The organism is Paenibacillus sp. P22 (assembly GCF_000469945.2).
In the GTDB taxonomy this organism is placed as follows: Bacteria; Bacillota; Bacilli; order Paenibacillales; family Paenibacillaceae; genus Paenibacillus_O; species Paenibacillus_O humicus.
Genome location: NZ_CBRA020000244.1, coordinates 1 through 15,245, shown reverse-complemented (window position 1 = coordinate 15,245; position 15,245 = coordinate 1). Strand labels below are relative to the sequence as shown.

The following is a 15,245-nucleotide window of genomic DNA, read 5'->3' as shown; positions in this document are numbered from 1 at the left end:
TCCAGCAAGCCGTCCACCCGGTCGTGGCGCTTCAGCTCGATGTTGAACTTCAGCCTGTCCCCTGTTTCCCGCAGAACTTCCTCCTGCAGCGGGTCGGCCGCCTCTGCGGCGGGAAACGCCCGCAGGCGCAGCTCGCCGTCCGGCGTCCAGCCGATGCCTCCGGTGGAGAAGAGGGAATTGATCCATTTGGCCGGCCAAAGGCCAAGAGCCAGAAGCTGCAGGCGCGTCTCGTGCGCATGGCTTCCGGCTCTCAGCTCTCCGGCATCTCCGTCCGGGGAGACCGGCACATGCAGCCACTCTCCGCGGCGATAAGCGGATTCCATCATCAGCTCCATGCCGGAATCCTCACTACAGGCGCCGGAGAGCTTCCCGGTTCGCGGCGATCGTCTCGTCGATCAGCTCCGCCGTATGGGCTGCCGAGACGAACATGCCTTCGAACTGCGAAGGAGCGACGCTTACGCCGAGCTCAAGCAGATTCGCGAAGTAGGTGCGGAAACGACCCAGATCGCTCTGCTGCGCCGTCTCGAAGTTGATGACGTGGCTCTCGTTGAAGAACGGACAGACCATGGACCCGACGCGGTTGATCGTCACCGGCACGCCGGTTTCGCGCGCATTGTCCTCGAAGCCAGCCTGCAGCCGCACCGACATCTTCTCCAGCTGCTGATAGACTTCCGGCGTCAGCAGGCTGAGGGTCGTGTAACCGGCCGCCATGGCAAGCGGATTGCCGGACAGCGTGCCCGCCTGGTAGATCGGACCGGCCGGAGCCATGCGCTCCATGATGTCGCGGCGTCCGCCGTAGGCGCCGACGGGAAGGCCGCCGCCGATCACTTTGCCGAGGCAGGTCAAGTCGGGGGTGATGCCGAACAGCCCTTGGGCGCAGTTGTAGTGGACGCGGAAGCCGGTCATGACCTCGTCGAAAATGAGCAGGCTTCCGTATTTCGTCGTGACGTCGCGCAGCCCTTGCAGGAACCCGGGCAAAGGCGGAACGACGCCCATGTTGCCGGCTACCGGCTCCACGATGATGCAGGCGATCTCCTCGCCGAACTTCTCGAACGCCAGCTTGACCGATTCCAGGTCGTTGTACGGAACGGTAATCGTCTGGGACGCCACCGTCTCGGGTACGCCCGGGCTGTCGGGAAGGCCGAGCGTGGCGACGCCTGAGCCGGCTTTGATGAGCAGGCTGTCGGCATGGCCGTGATAGGAGCCTTCGAATTTGAGGATTTTGCTCCTTCCGGTATACCCGCGCGCAAGGCGCAGGGCGCTCATCGTCGCTTCCGTGCCGGAGTTGACCATGCGCACGATGTCGCAGGACGGCACGCGCTCGCAGACAAGCTTCGCCATCTCCGTTTCGATCAGCGTCGGGGCGCCGAAGCTCGTGCCGCGCTCAGCGGCGGATTTGACCGCCTCGATGACTGCGGGATGGGCGTGGCCCATGATGAGCGGGCCCCAGGAGCCGACGTAGTCGATATAGGAGTTGCCGTCGATATCGTACACCACCGCCCCTTCGCCGCGCTCCATGTAAGCCGGCGTGAGGCCGACCGATTTGAAGGCGCGCACCGGACTGTTGACGCCGCCAGGAATATAGCGCTTCGCTTCCTCGAAGGCCGCGCTCGACTTGTCATCCGCTTTTCTGCCGTGAACGTTGTCCGCCATCAGTTCTGCACCTCCTGCAGCCAGAGGGCTGCGTCCTTGGCGTGATAGGTAATGATCATGTCCGCTCCGGCCCGCTTCATGCCGAGCAGCGTCTCCAGCACGATCTTGCGCTCGTCGACCCAGCCGTTCGCCGCGGCCGCCTTCACCATCGCATACTCGCCGCTGACGTTGTAGGCGACGAGCGGAAGGTCGAAGTTCTCCCTGAGCGCGCGCACGACGTCGAGATAAGCGAGCGCCGGCTTGACCATGAGCATGTCCGCGCCTTCCGCGACGTCGCTGTCAGCTTCGCGGAGAGCTTCGCGGAAGTTGGCCGGATCCATCTGATACGACTTGCGGTCTCCGTACTGCGGAGCGGAATTGGCCGCCTCGCGGAACGGTCCGTAATAAGCGGAGGCGTATTTGACCGAGTAGGACAGAATCGGGATGTCGCTGTAGCCGGCCTCATCCAGACCTGCGCGGATCGCGCCGACGAAGCCGTCCATCATGTTGGAAGGAGCGATGACGTCCGCCCCCGCCTCCGCCTGGGATACCGCCGTGCGCACGAGCAGCTCCAGCGAAGGATCGTTGTCGACCTCGGCTTCTCCGGTCCGCTCGTTCTGGTGCACGATGCCGCAGTGTCCGTGGTCCGTGAATTGGCACAGGCAAGTATCCGCCATGACGATCAGGCCCGGAGCCCATTCCTTGATCAGCCTTGTCGCCTGCTGCACAATGCCGTTGGCGTCGTAGGCGGAAGATCCGACCGGATCCTTGTGGTCCGGAAGCCCGAACAGCATGATGGAAGGAATGCCGAGCGATACGATCTCGCGGATTTCCTGCTGCAGCAGGTCGAGCGAGAAGCGGAAAACGCCCGGCATGGAGGAAATCTCCTGCTTGATGCCGGTTCCGTGGATGACGTAGATCGGGTAAATGAAATCGCTGGCCGTCAAAATCGTTTCGCGGACCATGGAGCGCATCGCCGCCGTGCGGCGAAGCCGGCGATGCCGGACGATCGGGTAACTCATGTGAATTCCTCCTTGTGTTCGTATGCAAAACAGGGGAAGGAGCACTCGGCGCCCTCCCTGATCTGACTTGTCGATGCCGATAAAACTGCCGGATCGCTTGAGAGCCAGCCGTTGCCGGCCCTGCGTGGCGTCCCGAAAGCCCGGCTGTTGCCGGCCCTGCGAGCCATGACGAAAAGCCGCCCGCTGCCTGTCAGCCTTGCACAGGGTCCCGAAGCTCGGCCATCCGCCTTGCGATCGCCTCGGCCAGCGACGCGATCGTCGCCTCCTCGGGAATGATCGTAGGCGCAAGCCCCGCTTCCTCCGCCGTACGGGCCGTAACGGGACCGATGCAGGCAATTTCGCAGCCGCGGAGCAAGCCGACCGGATCGGACTCCCCGAAGCGCCTGAGCACTTCGAGCAGATTCGTCACGGTCGAAGAACTCGTGAAGGTGACGACATGGACAGCGCCTTCGCGCAGCTGTTCGAGAGCCTGCTCATCCTGATCCCGAGGCACGATCGTCTCGTACAGCGTGACGGCGTCCACGGAAATGGAGCGCGCGGCAAGATCCCGCGGCAGCGTTCCTCGCGCCAGATCGCCGCGCAGGAACAACGCCCGCTGGCCCGGCTTCAGCACTTCGTCGAGATGGCCCAGCATGCCCTCCGCCTGGTAGCCGCCCGGCAGCGCTTCATGCTGAAGTCCGCGCGAGCGAAGCGCATCGCCGGTCTTCGGCCCGACCGCAGCGATGCGCGCCCGGTGGAAGCGGCGGATATCGCCTCCGAGCTCGGCCAGCCCGCGGAAGAAATGCTCGACCCCATTGACGCTGGTGAAAAACAGCCAGTCGTAGCTCTCCGCATCGTCCAGAGCGGCGCGAAAAGCTCTCGCGTCGCTTTCCCCGCGCGCCGGCACGATCTCGATGACGGGGAACTCGCACGGCTCGCCGCCAAGCTCCTCGATGAGATCGGCCAGCTCGCTGGCCTGGCTGCGCGAGCGCGTCACCAGCGCTCTCGTGCCGAATAGCGGCTTCAAGTCGTACCAGCGGAGCGTCTCCCGCTGCTTGACGACATCGCCGACGACGATGACCGCCGGCGGCTCGAAGCCGGCCGCCTTGACCTTCGCCTCGATGTCCGCGAGAGTGCCCGTCAGCGTCTGCTGCTCGGGCCTCGTTCCCCAGCGGACGAGGGCTACCGGGGTATCGGCATCGCGGCCGTGCTTCATCAGCTGCTCGCTGATATACCCGATCTTGGCAACGCCCATCAAAAAGATCAGCGTGCCCGTCGCATTGGTCACCTTGTCCCAATAGATCGAGCGGTCAAGCTTGTCCGGGCTCTCATGGCCCGTAACGATCGAGAGCGACGACGCATGGTCCCGGTGCGTCACGGGAATGCCGGCATAAGCCGGCACGGCGATCGCCGACGTGATTCCAGGCACGATCTCGAACGGAATGCCGTGCTCGGCCAGCAAGCCGGCCTCCTCGCCGACACGTCCGAATATGGTCGGGTCGCCTCCTTTAAGACGAGTGACGGTCTTGCCCTGCAAGGCCAGATCGACAAGCAGCCGGTTGATCTCCTCCTGCTTCATCGTATGGCGGTCCGGCCGCTTGCCGACATAGATGCGCTCCGCCCCCGGCCTCAGTCCGCGCAGCAGGCGCGGGCTGGCCAGCCGGTCGTAGACGACGGCATCGCTCCGCGAGAGCACCTCCATGCCGCGCACCGTAATCAGCTTCGGATCTCCCGGCCCGGCGCCGACAAGATACACGATCCCCTTCGACATGTTATCCCCCAATTTCCGCCAAAATCTCGGCCGCGCCCATCTCTCTCAGCGCCTGGGCGACTTCAAGCCCCAATGCTTCCGGATCGGTTCCGACCCGCATTTCCTTTAGAATCGTCTCGCCGTCCGGAGAGCCTACCATTCCGGTCAGCTCCATGACAAGCCCGCCGCCTTCTCGGGACCGGATGACCGCATGGGCTCCGATCGGAATCTGGCAGCCTCCGTTGAGCGCGCCGAGGAAAGTCCGCTCTGCCGCTACGGTCCGCTCCGTATCGGAATCGTTGAGCAGATCCAGCAAAGCGCGGACATCGGCATCGCCTTCCCTGCATTCGATGCCAAGCGCGCCCTGGCCGACGGCAGGCAGGCAGACATCCTCGGAGACCGCTTCGGTGATGCGGTCCTCCCAGCCCATGCGCTTCAAGCCGGCAGCGGCGAGCACGATCGCATCCAGCCCTTCCGTCTCCAGCTTGCGGATCCGGGAGTCGATATTGCCGCGTATCGAGCGGATATCCAGGTCGGGCCGGTAAGCCTTCAGCTGGCTGGCCCGCCTGAGGCTGCTGGTTCCGACAGCGGCGCCGATCGGGAGCTTCTCCAGGGGAATGCCGCCGCGGGTAATGATGCAATCCCGAGGATCGACGCGGCGCGGCACCGCTCCGTTGATCAGTCCGGGAGGCAGCTCCGACGGCATATCCTTCATGCTGTGCACAGCCATATCGATATCGCCGTCGAGAAGAGCCTGCTCGATTTCCTTGACGAACAACCCCTTGCCGCCTACCTTGGACAGAGTTACATCCAGGATGCGGTCGCCTTTGGTGACGATCTTATGGATTTCAAAGCCGTAATCCAAGCCATGCTCGTCCGCAAGACGCTGCAGCTCCTCTATGACCTGCCCGGTCTGCGTCAGCGCGAGCGCGCTCTGGCGAGTGCCGACGACAATGACTCTGCGGCCGTTCTCATCTGTTTTCAATATCCCCTTCTCCTTCCGCCCCGAATCGGGCACGATCCTCTAGTCCCCTGCTTGCGGCAGCCGCCCAGCTGGCCAGACGCTTCGCCTCGCTGCGGAGCAGCCGCCTTCGCTTGCCTGGATCCGGCTCCTCGGCCAGCAGCCTTCGCCTCAGCTCCGCATGCTGCCTTACAGCCTCCGCATACGGCTCCTTGTATAAGTCTTCAAGCTCTTCCCGGATGACGGAAGATAGGGCAGGCGAACCGCCTCCCGTCGTGACGGCCAGCAGCAGCCCGCCCCGCCTTACCGCGCCCGCTGTAATGAAATCGCCTGATTGCCCGCTTGAGGCATGGTTGAACAACGCGCCTGCCTTGCCGGCATCCTCCATGACTGCGCGGTCGACTTCAAGGATGCCGGTGGCCGCCACGACGAGAAACATGCCTGCTGCGTCGCCCCGCCGGTAATGTCTGTCCGTATGATTCAGCCGCCCTTGTCCGGCCATCTCCTGGATGCCCGCCGTGATTGCCGGGCTGATGACGACAAGCTTGTCCGCGCCGCCGTCAAGCAATCCGGCCGCCTTCCGTTCGGCAGCCGCGCCGCCTCCGACGATCAGGCAGCGTTTCCCCTCCAGCGACAGCACAACCGGATATCCCGGCATCGCCATCTCCTCCTCCAAACTCAGCGGTGAAAATCCGATGCCGGGCTGATCATCGTATTCAGAACGAGAAAAGCAAAGCAAAATACGTTCCAGCGCGCCGTCTCCAGCGCGGTTTTGCGCAGAATCTTTTTCTGGATCAAATAAAAGCTGTACAAAATGAGGACCGCGAAGGAGGTGATGACTTTCCAATCGAGCAAATATTGGAACCTGTTCTCGACGATGACGAGAGCAACCGCGACCGACAAGGAAAGGGCGAGCAGCGGAACGCCGATCATGACGAGGCGAAAAGCGAACCGGTCGGCTTGCTCCAGGCTCGGCAGCCGAGCCGTCGTCCGATTCCATTTCCGCGACTTGAGCCTTCCATGCAGGAACAGGTACATGCCCGAGAACACGCTCGAAATGGCCAGCGCCGCGAAGGAGCACAGCACGAGGCTGATATGTAGAATGAGCAGTTCATTGGCCAGCTTCCAGTCCGGAAGCGGGATTCCGCGGGAAGGTCCGCTGAACAGATTGAGCGCCAGCACCCCGAAACCGATGATGTTGACGAGAAACACGATGAATTCGATTCGGAAAAAGCGGCTGATGACGAGCGAAGTCGTCAGCAGGAGCCACGAAACCGCAAGCCAGTATTCGAATCTGGAAAACAGCGTCATGTCCAGATGGGACCAGATCCGGTACAGCACGTATCCAGTCTGAAGAACCCATACGAACACAAGCAGCCCTGCGCCCATCCGCTTCGCTCTCCGGTTCGCGTCGACGAAATCGGAGAAGTAGAACAGAAGGCTCAGGGCGTATAAATACAAAATCGTGTCGTAAATGGTGACCATGGCGCCCTCCTGACCTTGGAGATGAGGGCGATAATCCTGGCAGCCTAGCGCATGACCGCTGCAAAGGCGCCCTTGGACGGCTTGGCTTCTTCGTAGCCTTGGCGTGACGGATCACTTGTCCTCGCCGCTTGGCTCTTGACGGTCTTGGACGGCGCGCCGTCCTCCAGGGCAAACAGCTTGGCGAACAGCTCCATCGCCTCATCCGCTTTCTTATCGCCCGCAAGCTCCTTAATGCTGTGAATCGGATTTTGCACCATCTGGTTCAGCATGCTCTTGGTCAGCTTATGGATGACCTTCAGCTGCTGCTCGTCCAGTCCGGGCAGCTTCTTGGAGAGGCTGTCCATCGTCTGGCTATGAATATCCTCGGCCTTCTCCTGCAGGGAGCGGATCAGCGGCACGACGCCGAGCGTACGGTACCACTGATGGAATTCCTGCAAGCCGGCGGCGATCATGACTCCGATCTTCTCCGCCTCCTGGCGGCGATGCTCCATGTTCGACTCCACGATGCCTTCCAGATCGTCGATGTCGTACAGGAATACGTTCTCGACGGAAGCGATCTCGGGATCCAGGTCGCGGGGAACGGCGATGTCGATCATGAACAGAGGACGGGCTCTCCTGCGCTGCATGGCGGCCGCCACTTGCTCGCGGCTGAGCACATAACCTTGGGCTCCGGTCGAGCTGATGATGATATCGGCCTCATGCAGCCTCCGCTCCGCTTCTTCCATGGAGCAGGGTATGCCGCTGAATTTCTCCGCCAGCTCCGCCGCGCGCTCGAACGTCCGGTTGACGACGAGCACCCGGTCGGCTCCGTTCGCATACAAGTGCTTGGCCGTAAGCTCGCTCATCTTGCCGGCTCCGATGATCATGACCGTCTTGCGGTTGAACTGGCCGAAGATCCGCTTGCCGAGCTCCACGGCCGCATAGCTGACCGATACGGCCGACTCCCCGATCGACGTCTCGGTATGGGCGTTCTTGGCAAGAGTTACGGCTTGCTTGAAAAGCATGTTGAAGATCGTGCCCGTCGCGCGCTGCTGCTGGGCGAGCAGGAAAGCATTCCGCACTTGGCCCAGGATCTGCGTCTCCCCTATGACCATGGAATCCAAGCCGCTTGCAACCCGGAACAGATGCTCGATAGCCCGATCGTCCTCATACATATAAAGATGGCTGGTGAATTCCTGCCGCGGGAGGCGGAACCACTGCTCCATGAACGTGCGGATATGGTGGCCGCACAGATGATGCCGGTCAACGACCGCATACAGCTCCGTCCGGTTGCAGGTCGCGACGATGACACCTTCCAGTATGCTTGGGGTCGCCTTGAGAGCTTCGACCGCACGGGGCAGATCGCTGTCCGCGATTGCGAAATTCTCCCTGATTTCGACAGGAGCCGTACGATAGTTGAGCCCGACCACAATAATATGCAAGTGACATCACCGCCTTATTTTCGTATCTAAGCTGCCTTGTCCGAGCAACTAATTTAGAATTATTATAACATAGTTTTTTGGGAGGGAAGACTCAAGTTATGACGTTTTTTTGACCGGCTCGCCAAAAGGAAGGAAATGTCTTGACGACAGCAGGACAGCCGGCTTCCGCCGGGCAAGAAGCCCATTCCGACAAAGACAACCATTTCATCCATTGTCTAGTTTAGGCCCGCAGCCCGATCTCTATTCCAGGCTTAAAAAAAATAACCATGGAGCCTTCCCATGGTTATTTGTACAGCAGGCTGGATGTTAAACCAGCTCGATTTGTTTCATTTCCGGTTCTACGACTTGCAGCTCACCCATTCCGCGAATCAGCTTCTTCGCGTGAGTGGCTTTAGGTTTCAGCACGGCCAGCATGTAATCGATCGCCAGCTGTGGGTCCACGGTCTCACCGCAGGTGTAGCAGTCAAGAGCAGCAAAGCCTCTTTCTGGATACGTGTGAATCGAGAGATGGCTTTCCGATAAGAGCACCAATACGGTTGCGCCTTGGGGCTCAAATTGTTTTGCCTGTACCGAGAGCACAGATGCTCCGCATGCTTCAGCAGCCTCTACCATGTGGGCTTGCAGAAACTCTGCGTTGTTAATGAGTTCGAAGTCTACTCCCCAAGCATCAACCGCAACATGTCTTCCGAAAGTCGAATATTCCATCTTCCGGCTCCCCCTTCCTAGGAATAAAATGATTAAAAATTTCATCCGCTAGGACCTACGTCATTCACTTCCCGAGGGATAACTCTCTCTCGCAACATATCCATGTCCTGAGTGAATCCTGGTTCCTATATTGGGTTTTTTTCAACGAAATTAAAAATACCATCTATCTATAGGAAATGCAACCTTTTTTTCTGTTAAAAAAAAACCCGTTTTCCTGCACGCGGACAGCCCTTCTCCAGCTGCATGTCCGAAGCGGGCCCGCAAAAGGCGGAGGCATGAAAAAAAGCCGCCCGGAGGCGGCATCGGAAAAAGCGGTCGGAATCAGGCTTCGAGAGCGAAAAGCCGGTCGGAATACAGCTTGAGGCTGCGGTCTATCTCCAGCTTCTCGGCTGCGCTTGCAGCATCGATGCGGCGATCGAGCAGCTCGTTGACAGCCTGCTGGATCCACTGGATTTCCCCCTCCACCGATTGGAGGCGGAAAGCACGCTCAAGCTCGCCCAGCGTGTCCTTGAACTGGTACACGATGCGGCTGCCCTTGGCGGTCAGCTCGGCGATCTGATGCACGGCGCCTGCTACATACTGATACGACATCGTATAATGGCTGTAGATGCGTTTGACGACGGCGTCGCCCTTGAAAGCCGCGACGGCCTTGCGAAGCGCATTGGTGAGCGCGACGTTGGTGATGCGGCAGGACCACTCGCATACAAAGCGATCTTCATCCTGCTGGAATACAAAGCGGACTTCTTCCCTCCCTGCACAGTCTTCGAGAACCGCCTCTTGGCTGCCGTTATCGAGCACCTTGACGCCAAGGCGTACTTGCTGCTCGTCAAAAAAACGGAGGAATCGGGTCATCTCATCGCGTGTCAGTCGCAGTTTGGCTTGAACGTACTCGGTGGCTATCCGCTGAGCCATAAAAATCTCCTCAATTCTTTGTTCTTCGAAGCTATGGTTGCAATGTTCACTGCCCGCTTGCATTCGCTCCAAAACCGTCCGAGCCTTCAATCGCTGTTGAACCCAGACTTCCTTCATTAGATTTCTATGGAGGGAAATCCGTCTTCAAAGGCGACCGTCACCACTTTTCCGGCTTCGAACGCTTTTTCCGCATTCACGGGCAAATAAAAGACCTACAACCATTATACGGCATCGGCTCAAACGATTCCTGCCGGCCGGCCGCGATTATCCGCCGAATTTGAGAATTATCCGCTAGGAACCGTGATTGGCATCAAGAAAGATGCAAAATGCTTACAATTCCGGCGTTCCTTGAAGAACTTCTCCCTCATATCCTGCCGCGGACGCGATTACGCTCCATAATTCGTCTCTTCCATTACCCTTTTCGGAGGAGAACAAAACGACCCGGTCGCCCGCGCTTGCGCCGAGCGTCTGCTTGACCAGCTTGATCTGCTTGTCCCATTGGCTCTTCGGAATCTTGTCCGCCTTCGTGCAGACGATGCAGAAAGGAATGCCGTAATGCTTGAGCCAATCGAACATGAGCACGTCGTCTTTGCTCGGCGCATGGCGGATATCGACGACGAGCAGCACGAGCTTCAGCTCCTCGCGGCCCTGCAAATAGCGTTCGATCATTTTGCCCCAGGCTTCTCGTTCGGTCTTGGATACCTTGGCATAGCCGTATCCGGGAAAATCGACGAAGTAGACGGCCTCGTTGACCTTGTAATAGTTCAGCTGCTGCGTCTTGCCCGGCTGGGAGCTTGTCCGAGCGAGATTCTTGCGCATGATGAGCTTGTTGATGAGAGAAGATTTTCCGACATTCGAACGCCCTGCCAGAGCAATCTCCGGCAAGGCGTCGACAGGATATTGATGCGGCTGGACCGCACTGATGATAAATTCTGCATTCGTAATCTTCATAAAATCGGGGTCCCTGCTTTCTCTTCTGCGGCGGCCTGGCCGCCGCTTGTTCCGTCCTCTGCCGGCAGCAGAGCATGGCGGACGACTTCATCCATATGCGCGACGGGAACGAATTCCATCTGTTCGCGCACGCTGTCCGGGATATCCCGCAGGTCCCGCTCGTTGTCGAACGGCAGCAGCACCTTGCGGATGCCTGCCCGATGGGCGGCAAGCGATTTTTCCTTGAGGCCGCCGATTGGCAGCACACGGCCCCGGAGCGTGATCTCGCCGGTCATGGCGACTTTTTTATCCACCTTGCGGCCGGTAAGAGCCGATATCAGGGCAGTCGCCATCGTGATGCCCGCAGAAGGTCCGTCCTTTGGAATCGCGCCTTCGGGAATATGGATGTGGATATCGTTCTTTTCATGGAACTGCGGATCGATGCCGAGCTCCTCCGCCCGCGAGCGGGTGTAGCTGAAGGCGGCTTGCGCCGATTCCTTCATGACATCGCCGAGCTTGCCGGTAAGCGTAAGCTTGCCGGTGCCGGGGAGCACCGTCACCTCGATGACAAGCGTATCGCCGCCGACCTCGGTCCAGGCAAGCCCGGTGACGGCGCCGACCTGATCCTCCGCTTCGGCCATGCCGTAGCGGAACTTGGCCGGCCCCAGCCATTCCTTGATGACCGCCTCGTCGACCCGTATCGTTTCCCCTTCCGGCTGCGAGACGAGCCTTTTGGCCGCCTTGCGGGAGATGGCCGCGATCTGCTGCTCGAGATTTCGGACGCCGGATTCGCGGGTGTACTCGCGGATCAGCTGCAGGAGCGCCTCCGGCTCGATCTCCAGCTGCTCCTCCTTCAGGCCATGCTCCCTCTTCTGCTTCGGAATGAGGTAGCGGCGCGCGATCTGGCTTTTCTCCAGCTCCGTGTACCCGGGAATGTACAACACTTCCATCCGGTCCAGCAGCGGACGCGGGATGTTGTGCAGCGCATTGGCCGTCGTCACGAACATGACCGAGCTGAGGTCGAACGGCACCTCGACGAAATGGTCGCTGAACGTGCCGTTCTGCTCCGGATCCAGCACCTCCAGCAGAGCGGAAGCCGGGTCGCCCCGGAAATCCGAAGCCATCTTGTCGATTTCGTCGAGCAGGAATACCGGATTCATCGAGCCGGCATTCTTCATGCCTTGGATGATCCGTCCCGGCATGGCGCCCACATAGGTGCGCCTATGGCCGCGGATCTCCGCCTCATCCCGGACGCCGCCGAGAGAAATGCGGACGAACTCCCGTCCGAGCGACTTGGCGATGGAGCGGGCGAGCGAGGTTTTGCCGACCCCGGGAGGTCCGACAAGGCAAAGGATCGGTCCCTTCAGCTTTTGGACGAGCTTCTGGACCGCCAGATACTCCAGCACCCGCTCCTTCGGCTTCTCCAGTCCGTAATGGTCCTCGTCCAGCACTTCCTCCGCTTTGGCGAGATCAAGATCGTCCTCGGTCGCTTTGCCCCAAGGCAGCGACAAGAGCCAATCGATATAATTGCGGATGACGCCGCCCTCGGCCGAGGATGCCGGCATCTTCTCCAGCCGGTCGATTTCCTTCTCGACCTTCTCCTTGACCTTCTCGGGAAGCTCGGCGGTTTCCAGCTGGGAGCGCAGCTCCTCGACTTCTCCCGCACGGCCCTCGCGGTCTCCGAGCTCCTTCTGGATCGCCTTCATCTGCTCGCGAAGATAGTATTCCTTCTGCGTCTTCTCCATCTGCTTCTTCACGCGCTGGCTGATCTTGCGCTCCAGCTCCAGCACCTCGCGCTCGTTGTTCAGGAAATCGAGCAGCTTCTCCAGCCGGGCGCGCACGTCGACCGTCTCGAGAATCTCCTGTTTGTCCTTGATCTTGAGCGACAGATGGCTCGTTATGACATCGGCCAGACGGCCGGGCTCGTCGATATCCGATACAGCGGCATGCGTCTCCGGCGTGACTTTCTTGGACAGCGTGATGTAATGCTCGAACTGGTTCAGCACCGTGCGCATGAGGGCGTCGATCTCCGGATCGGTCGATTCCTCTTCCGGAAGCTCTCGGATCGACACCTCGTAAAACTCCTCGCGGGCGACGTAATCCTGGATCTCCGCCCTCGTAACGCCTTCCACCAGCACCCGGATCGTGCCGTTGGGCAGCTTCAGCATCTGGCGCACCCGGGCAATGGTGCCGATTCGGTAAATATCCTCTTCGGTCGGCTCTTCGATATTCACTTCCGATTGCGAGCAGAGGAGGATCATATGATCGTCGAGCATGGCCCGGTCAAGCGCCTTGACCGATTTCTCCCTTCCCACATCCAGATGAAGCACCATGCTGGGGTATACAAGCAGCCCCCGAAGCGGGAGCAGCGGCAGCCTGCGGCTTCTTCCTTTGGCAGGTCCCATGCCAACACCTCCCATTTAGATAGTCCCCCTATTGTATCATTCCCGAGAATCCGCCTGCAAATAGGGCACCTGCGGCGTCAGGAACAAATCGCTGATCGTTGCCGGCTCGGAAATGTCCTCCACGGCTTCCTCCGCCATGAATCCTTGCGGGAAGACCGTCTGGAATACTTCCTCCACCCGATCGACCGGAATGACACGCAGACCGTTCAAGCCCGCGAAAATTTCTTGCCAATTGTCCTTCGGAATATAGACCGTGTCGGCACCGGCCTGGAAGGCGGCCTCCACCTTGGCCAGCACGCCGCCGACGGGCTTGACGTTGCCGTGGATTCCCACTTCCCCGGTCATTGCGATCCGGTGGTCCACCGGAATGCCGCGGATGGCGGATGTGATCGCGGTCGCCATGGCGATTCCCGCCGACGGTCCGTCGATCGGCGTGCCGCCCGGGAAGTTGATGTGGAGATCGAAGTCATGCGGCCTCATGCCGATGCGGCGAAGCATCGTGATGACATTTTCCACGGAGCCTTTGGCCATGCTCTTGCGCCGGAGCGTCCGCTGTCCGCCTCCAAGCTCTTCTTCGTCGACGACACCCGTAATGGTGAAGGAGCCTTTGCCGGAAGCGGCCGGAATCGCGCTCACTTCGATTTCCAGCAGCGTGCCCATATTGGGGCCGTATACGGCAAGGCCATTGACGAAGCCGACCTGAGGCGCGGCGGGGATCTTGCGGTCCGGACGCGGCGGGATCTGGCTGCTGTTCACGACCCACTCGATATCGGCTGCGCCGATGCCCTCCCGCTTTTCCGACAAGGCAAGGCCGGCGGCAAGCTGGATGATGTTGACCGCTTCGCGGCCGTTGGTCGCATAGCGCTTGACCACATCCACCGCCTCAGGGCAAGGGGCGAAGCCGATTTTCTTCACCGCGTTGTCGGCGATTTCTGCGATCTCCTCCGGCAGCAGCGGCCGGAAGTAAATCTCCATGCAGCGGGAACGGAGCGCCGGCGGCAAATCCTGCGGAGACCGGGTCGTCGCTCCGACGAGACGGAAGTCGGCCGGCAGGCCGTTTTGGAAAATGTCATGGATATACATCGGAATATTCGGATCCTCGGAGTGGTAGTAGGCGCTCTCGAGGTACACCTTGCGGTCTTCCAGAACCTTTAACAGTTTATTCATCTGGATGGGATGCAATTCCCCGATTTCGTCGATGAACAGCATGCCTCCATGCGCCTTCGTCACAGCGCCCGGCTTGGGCTGCGGAATGCCGGCCACGCCCATCGCTCCGGCTCCCTGGTAGATCGGATCATGCACGGAGCCGATCAGAGGATCGGCGATTCCGCGCTCGTCGAAGCGGGCCGTCGTGGCGTCGATTTCCGTGAACTTCGCTTCCGCCAGAAACGGGGACGTCGGATTTTTCTTCGCTTCCTCCAGCACGACCCGGGCTGCGGCCGTCTTGCCGACTCCCGGGGGACCGTAGACGATGACATGCTGAGGATTGGCGCTGCAGAGCGCCGCCTTCATCGCGCGAAGACCGTCGCGCTGCCCGACGATGTCCTGCATCGTCTGCGGACGCGTCTTCTCCGCGAGCGGTTTCGTCAGCGAGATGGAGCGAAGCTTCCGGAGCTTATCCATTTCCTTGCGCGATTCCTTGTCCACGGCGGACCGGTTCGTGCGCTGGCTGCGCAGCATATTCCAAAAGTAGACCCCGATTACGACAGCGAAAAATACCTGAACCAGCATCAAAAACAAGCTTAACGTCATGCTTACCCGCTCCTCTCAAGCGTTTCCGGAATAAAAGACCCATACCGGATAGTATTGCCTGCGGCGCCAGGTTTAAATCCGACTTTCCGAATTAGATTCAATCCGAATTGCAGCTCCTGCACATCCTCGCATCCCTCTGCGGCTTCGACGGCCATGCCTTGATGGAATTTCGACGAATCCAACAAACGCAGCTTCTCGAGCATGCCGGAACAGCGGTCCGATACTCGAGAAGCATGCCGGAACAGCGGTCCGATGCAAATGCCCGGCACAGCTTCGTGCAGCATGCCGGAC

The 15,245-nt window shown here is 60.1% G+C and carries 13 protein-coding genes and 1 pseudogene; all 14 read right to left on the bottom strand.

Features of this window, described 5'->3' with window-relative positions; all coding sequences use genetic code 11:
• Positions 1 to 335, bottom strand: a pseudogene (locus BN871_RS24515) (hypothetical protein); the annotation flags it as partial.
• A gap of 13 nt (positions 336 to 348) precedes the next feature.
• Positions 349 to 1,653, bottom strand: a complete 1,305-nt coding sequence (hemL, locus tag BN871_RS24510; RefSeq protein ID WP_048749607.1) for a glutamate-1-semialdehyde 2,1-aminomutase — start codon at positions 1,651 to 1,653, stop codon at positions 349 to 351.
• Positions 1,653 to 2,654: a porphobilinogen synthase gene (hemB, locus tag BN871_RS24505; RefSeq protein WP_048749605.1), complete on the bottom strand. Its 1,002-nt coding sequence runs from the start codon at positions 2,652 to 2,654 to the stop codon at positions 1,653 to 1,655. The genes hemL and hemB overlap by 1 nt, the downstream gene beginning before the upstream one ends.
• A gap of 190 nt (positions 2,655 to 2,844) precedes the next feature.
• Positions 2,845 to 4,404: a uroporphyrinogen-III C-methyltransferase gene (gene cobA, locus BN871_RS24500; protein ID WP_048749601.1), complete on the bottom strand. Its 1,560-nt coding sequence runs from the start codon at positions 4,402 to 4,404 to the stop codon at positions 2,845 to 2,847.
• A 1-nt stretch (position 4,405) separates the two neighbouring features.
• A complete protein-coding gene (gene hemC, locus BN871_RS24495; protein ID WP_373864516.1) occupies positions 4,406 to 5,371 on the bottom strand; it encodes a hydroxymethylbilane synthase in 966 nt (321 codons plus the stop codon).
• Entirely contained in the window at positions 5,355 to 6,002 is a 648-nt protein-coding gene (locus BN871_RS24490) for a bifunctional precorrin-2 dehydrogenase/sirohydrochlorin ferrochelatase (RefSeq protein ID WP_048749597.1), read from the bottom strand. Before BN871_RS24490 ends, hemC begins: the two co-directional genes overlap by 17 nt.
• A 20-nt stretch (positions 6,003 to 6,022) precedes the next feature.
• Positions 6,023 to 6,829, bottom strand: coding sequence for a cytochrome c biogenesis protein CcsA (ccsA, locus tag BN871_RS24485; RefSeq protein ID WP_021880545.1), 807 nt, complete (start codon positions 6,827 to 6,829; stop codon positions 6,023 to 6,025).
• Between the two features lie 44 nt (positions 6,830 to 6,873).
• Positions 6,874 to 8,250 carry a glutamyl-tRNA reductase gene (hemA, locus tag BN871_RS24480; RefSeq protein WP_021880544.1) on the bottom strand — a complete coding sequence of 459 codons (1,377 nt, stop codon included), beginning with the start codon at positions 8,248 to 8,250 and terminating at the stop codon, positions 6,874 to 6,876.
• Between the two features lie 306 nt (positions 8,251 to 8,556).
• Positions 8,557 to 8,955 (bottom strand): adenosylmethionine decarboxylase, encoded by a 399-nt coding sequence (gene speD, locus BN871_RS24475; RefSeq protein ID WP_048749595.1) that lies wholly within the window; start codon positions 8,953 to 8,955, stop codon positions 8,557 to 8,559.
• A gap of 321 nt (positions 8,956 to 9,276) precedes the next feature.
• Positions 9,277 to 9,867 (bottom strand): hypothetical protein, encoded by a 591-nt coding sequence (locus BN871_RS24470; protein WP_021880542.1) that lies wholly within the window; start codon positions 9,865 to 9,867, stop codon positions 9,277 to 9,279.
• A 330-nt stretch (positions 9,868 to 10,197) separates the two neighbouring features.
• Entirely contained in the window at positions 10,198 to 10,818 is a 621-nt protein-coding gene (gene yihA / locus BN871_RS24465; protein WP_021880541.1) for a ribosome biogenesis GTP-binding protein YihA/YsxC, read from the bottom strand.
• On the bottom strand, positions 10,815 to 13,202 hold the full coding sequence (gene lon, locus BN871_RS24460; RefSeq protein ID WP_048749593.1) for an endopeptidase La: 2,388 nt from the start codon (positions 13,200 to 13,202) through the stop codon (positions 10,815 to 10,817). Before lon ends, yihA begins: the two co-directional genes overlap by 4 nt.
• 36 nt (positions 13,203 to 13,238) lie before the next feature.
• Positions 13,239 to 14,954 (bottom strand): ATP-dependent protease LonB, encoded by a 1,716-nt coding sequence (lonB, locus tag BN871_RS24455; protein WP_048749591.1) that lies wholly within the window; start codon positions 14,952 to 14,954, stop codon positions 13,239 to 13,241.
• 2 nt (positions 14,955 to 14,956) lie between these two features.
• The coding region (locus BN871_RS29455) for a hypothetical protein (protein WP_048749588.1) at positions 14,957 to 15,245 on the bottom strand (289 nt) is incomplete at its 5' end.

Excerpts from the sequence above, each read along its gene's own strand:
- hemL (WP_048749607.1), bottom strand. The coding sequence starts at position 1,653 with ATGGCGGACAACGTTCACGGCAGAAAAGCGGATGACAAGTCGAGCGCG.
- hemB (WP_048749605.1), bottom strand. The coding sequence starts at position 2,654 with ATGAGTTACCCGATCGTCCGGCATCGCCGGCTTCGCCGCACGGCGGCG.
- cobA (WP_048749601.1), bottom strand. The coding sequence starts at position 4,404 with ATGTCGAAGGGGATCGTGTATCTTGTCGGCGCCGGGCCGGGAGATCCG.
- BN871_RS24490 (WP_048749597.1), bottom strand. The coding sequence starts at position 6,002 with ATGCCGGGATATCCGGTTGTGCTGTCGCTGGAGGGGAAACGCTGCCTG.
- ccsA (WP_021880545.1), bottom strand. The coding sequence starts at position 6,829 with ATGGTCACCATTTACGACACGATTTTGTATTTATACGCCCTGAGCCTT.
- speD (WP_048749595.1), bottom strand. The coding sequence starts at position 8,955 with ATGGAATATTCGACTTTCGGAAGACATGTTGCGGTTGATGCTTGGGGA.
- BN871_RS24470 (WP_021880542.1), bottom strand. The coding sequence starts at position 9,867 with ATGGCTCAGCGGATAGCCACCGAGTACGTTCAAGCCAAACTGCGACTG.
- yihA (WP_021880541.1), bottom strand. The coding sequence starts at position 10,818 with ATGAAGATTACGAATGCAGAATTTATCATCAGTGCGGTCCAGCCGCAT.
- lon (WP_048749593.1), bottom strand. The coding sequence starts at position 13,202 with ATGGGACCTGCCAAAGGAAGAAGCCGCAGGCTGCCGCTGCTCCCGCTT.
- lonB (WP_048749591.1), bottom strand. The coding sequence starts at position 14,954 with ATGACGTTAAGCTTGTTTTTGATGCTGGTTCAGGTATTTTTCGCTGTC.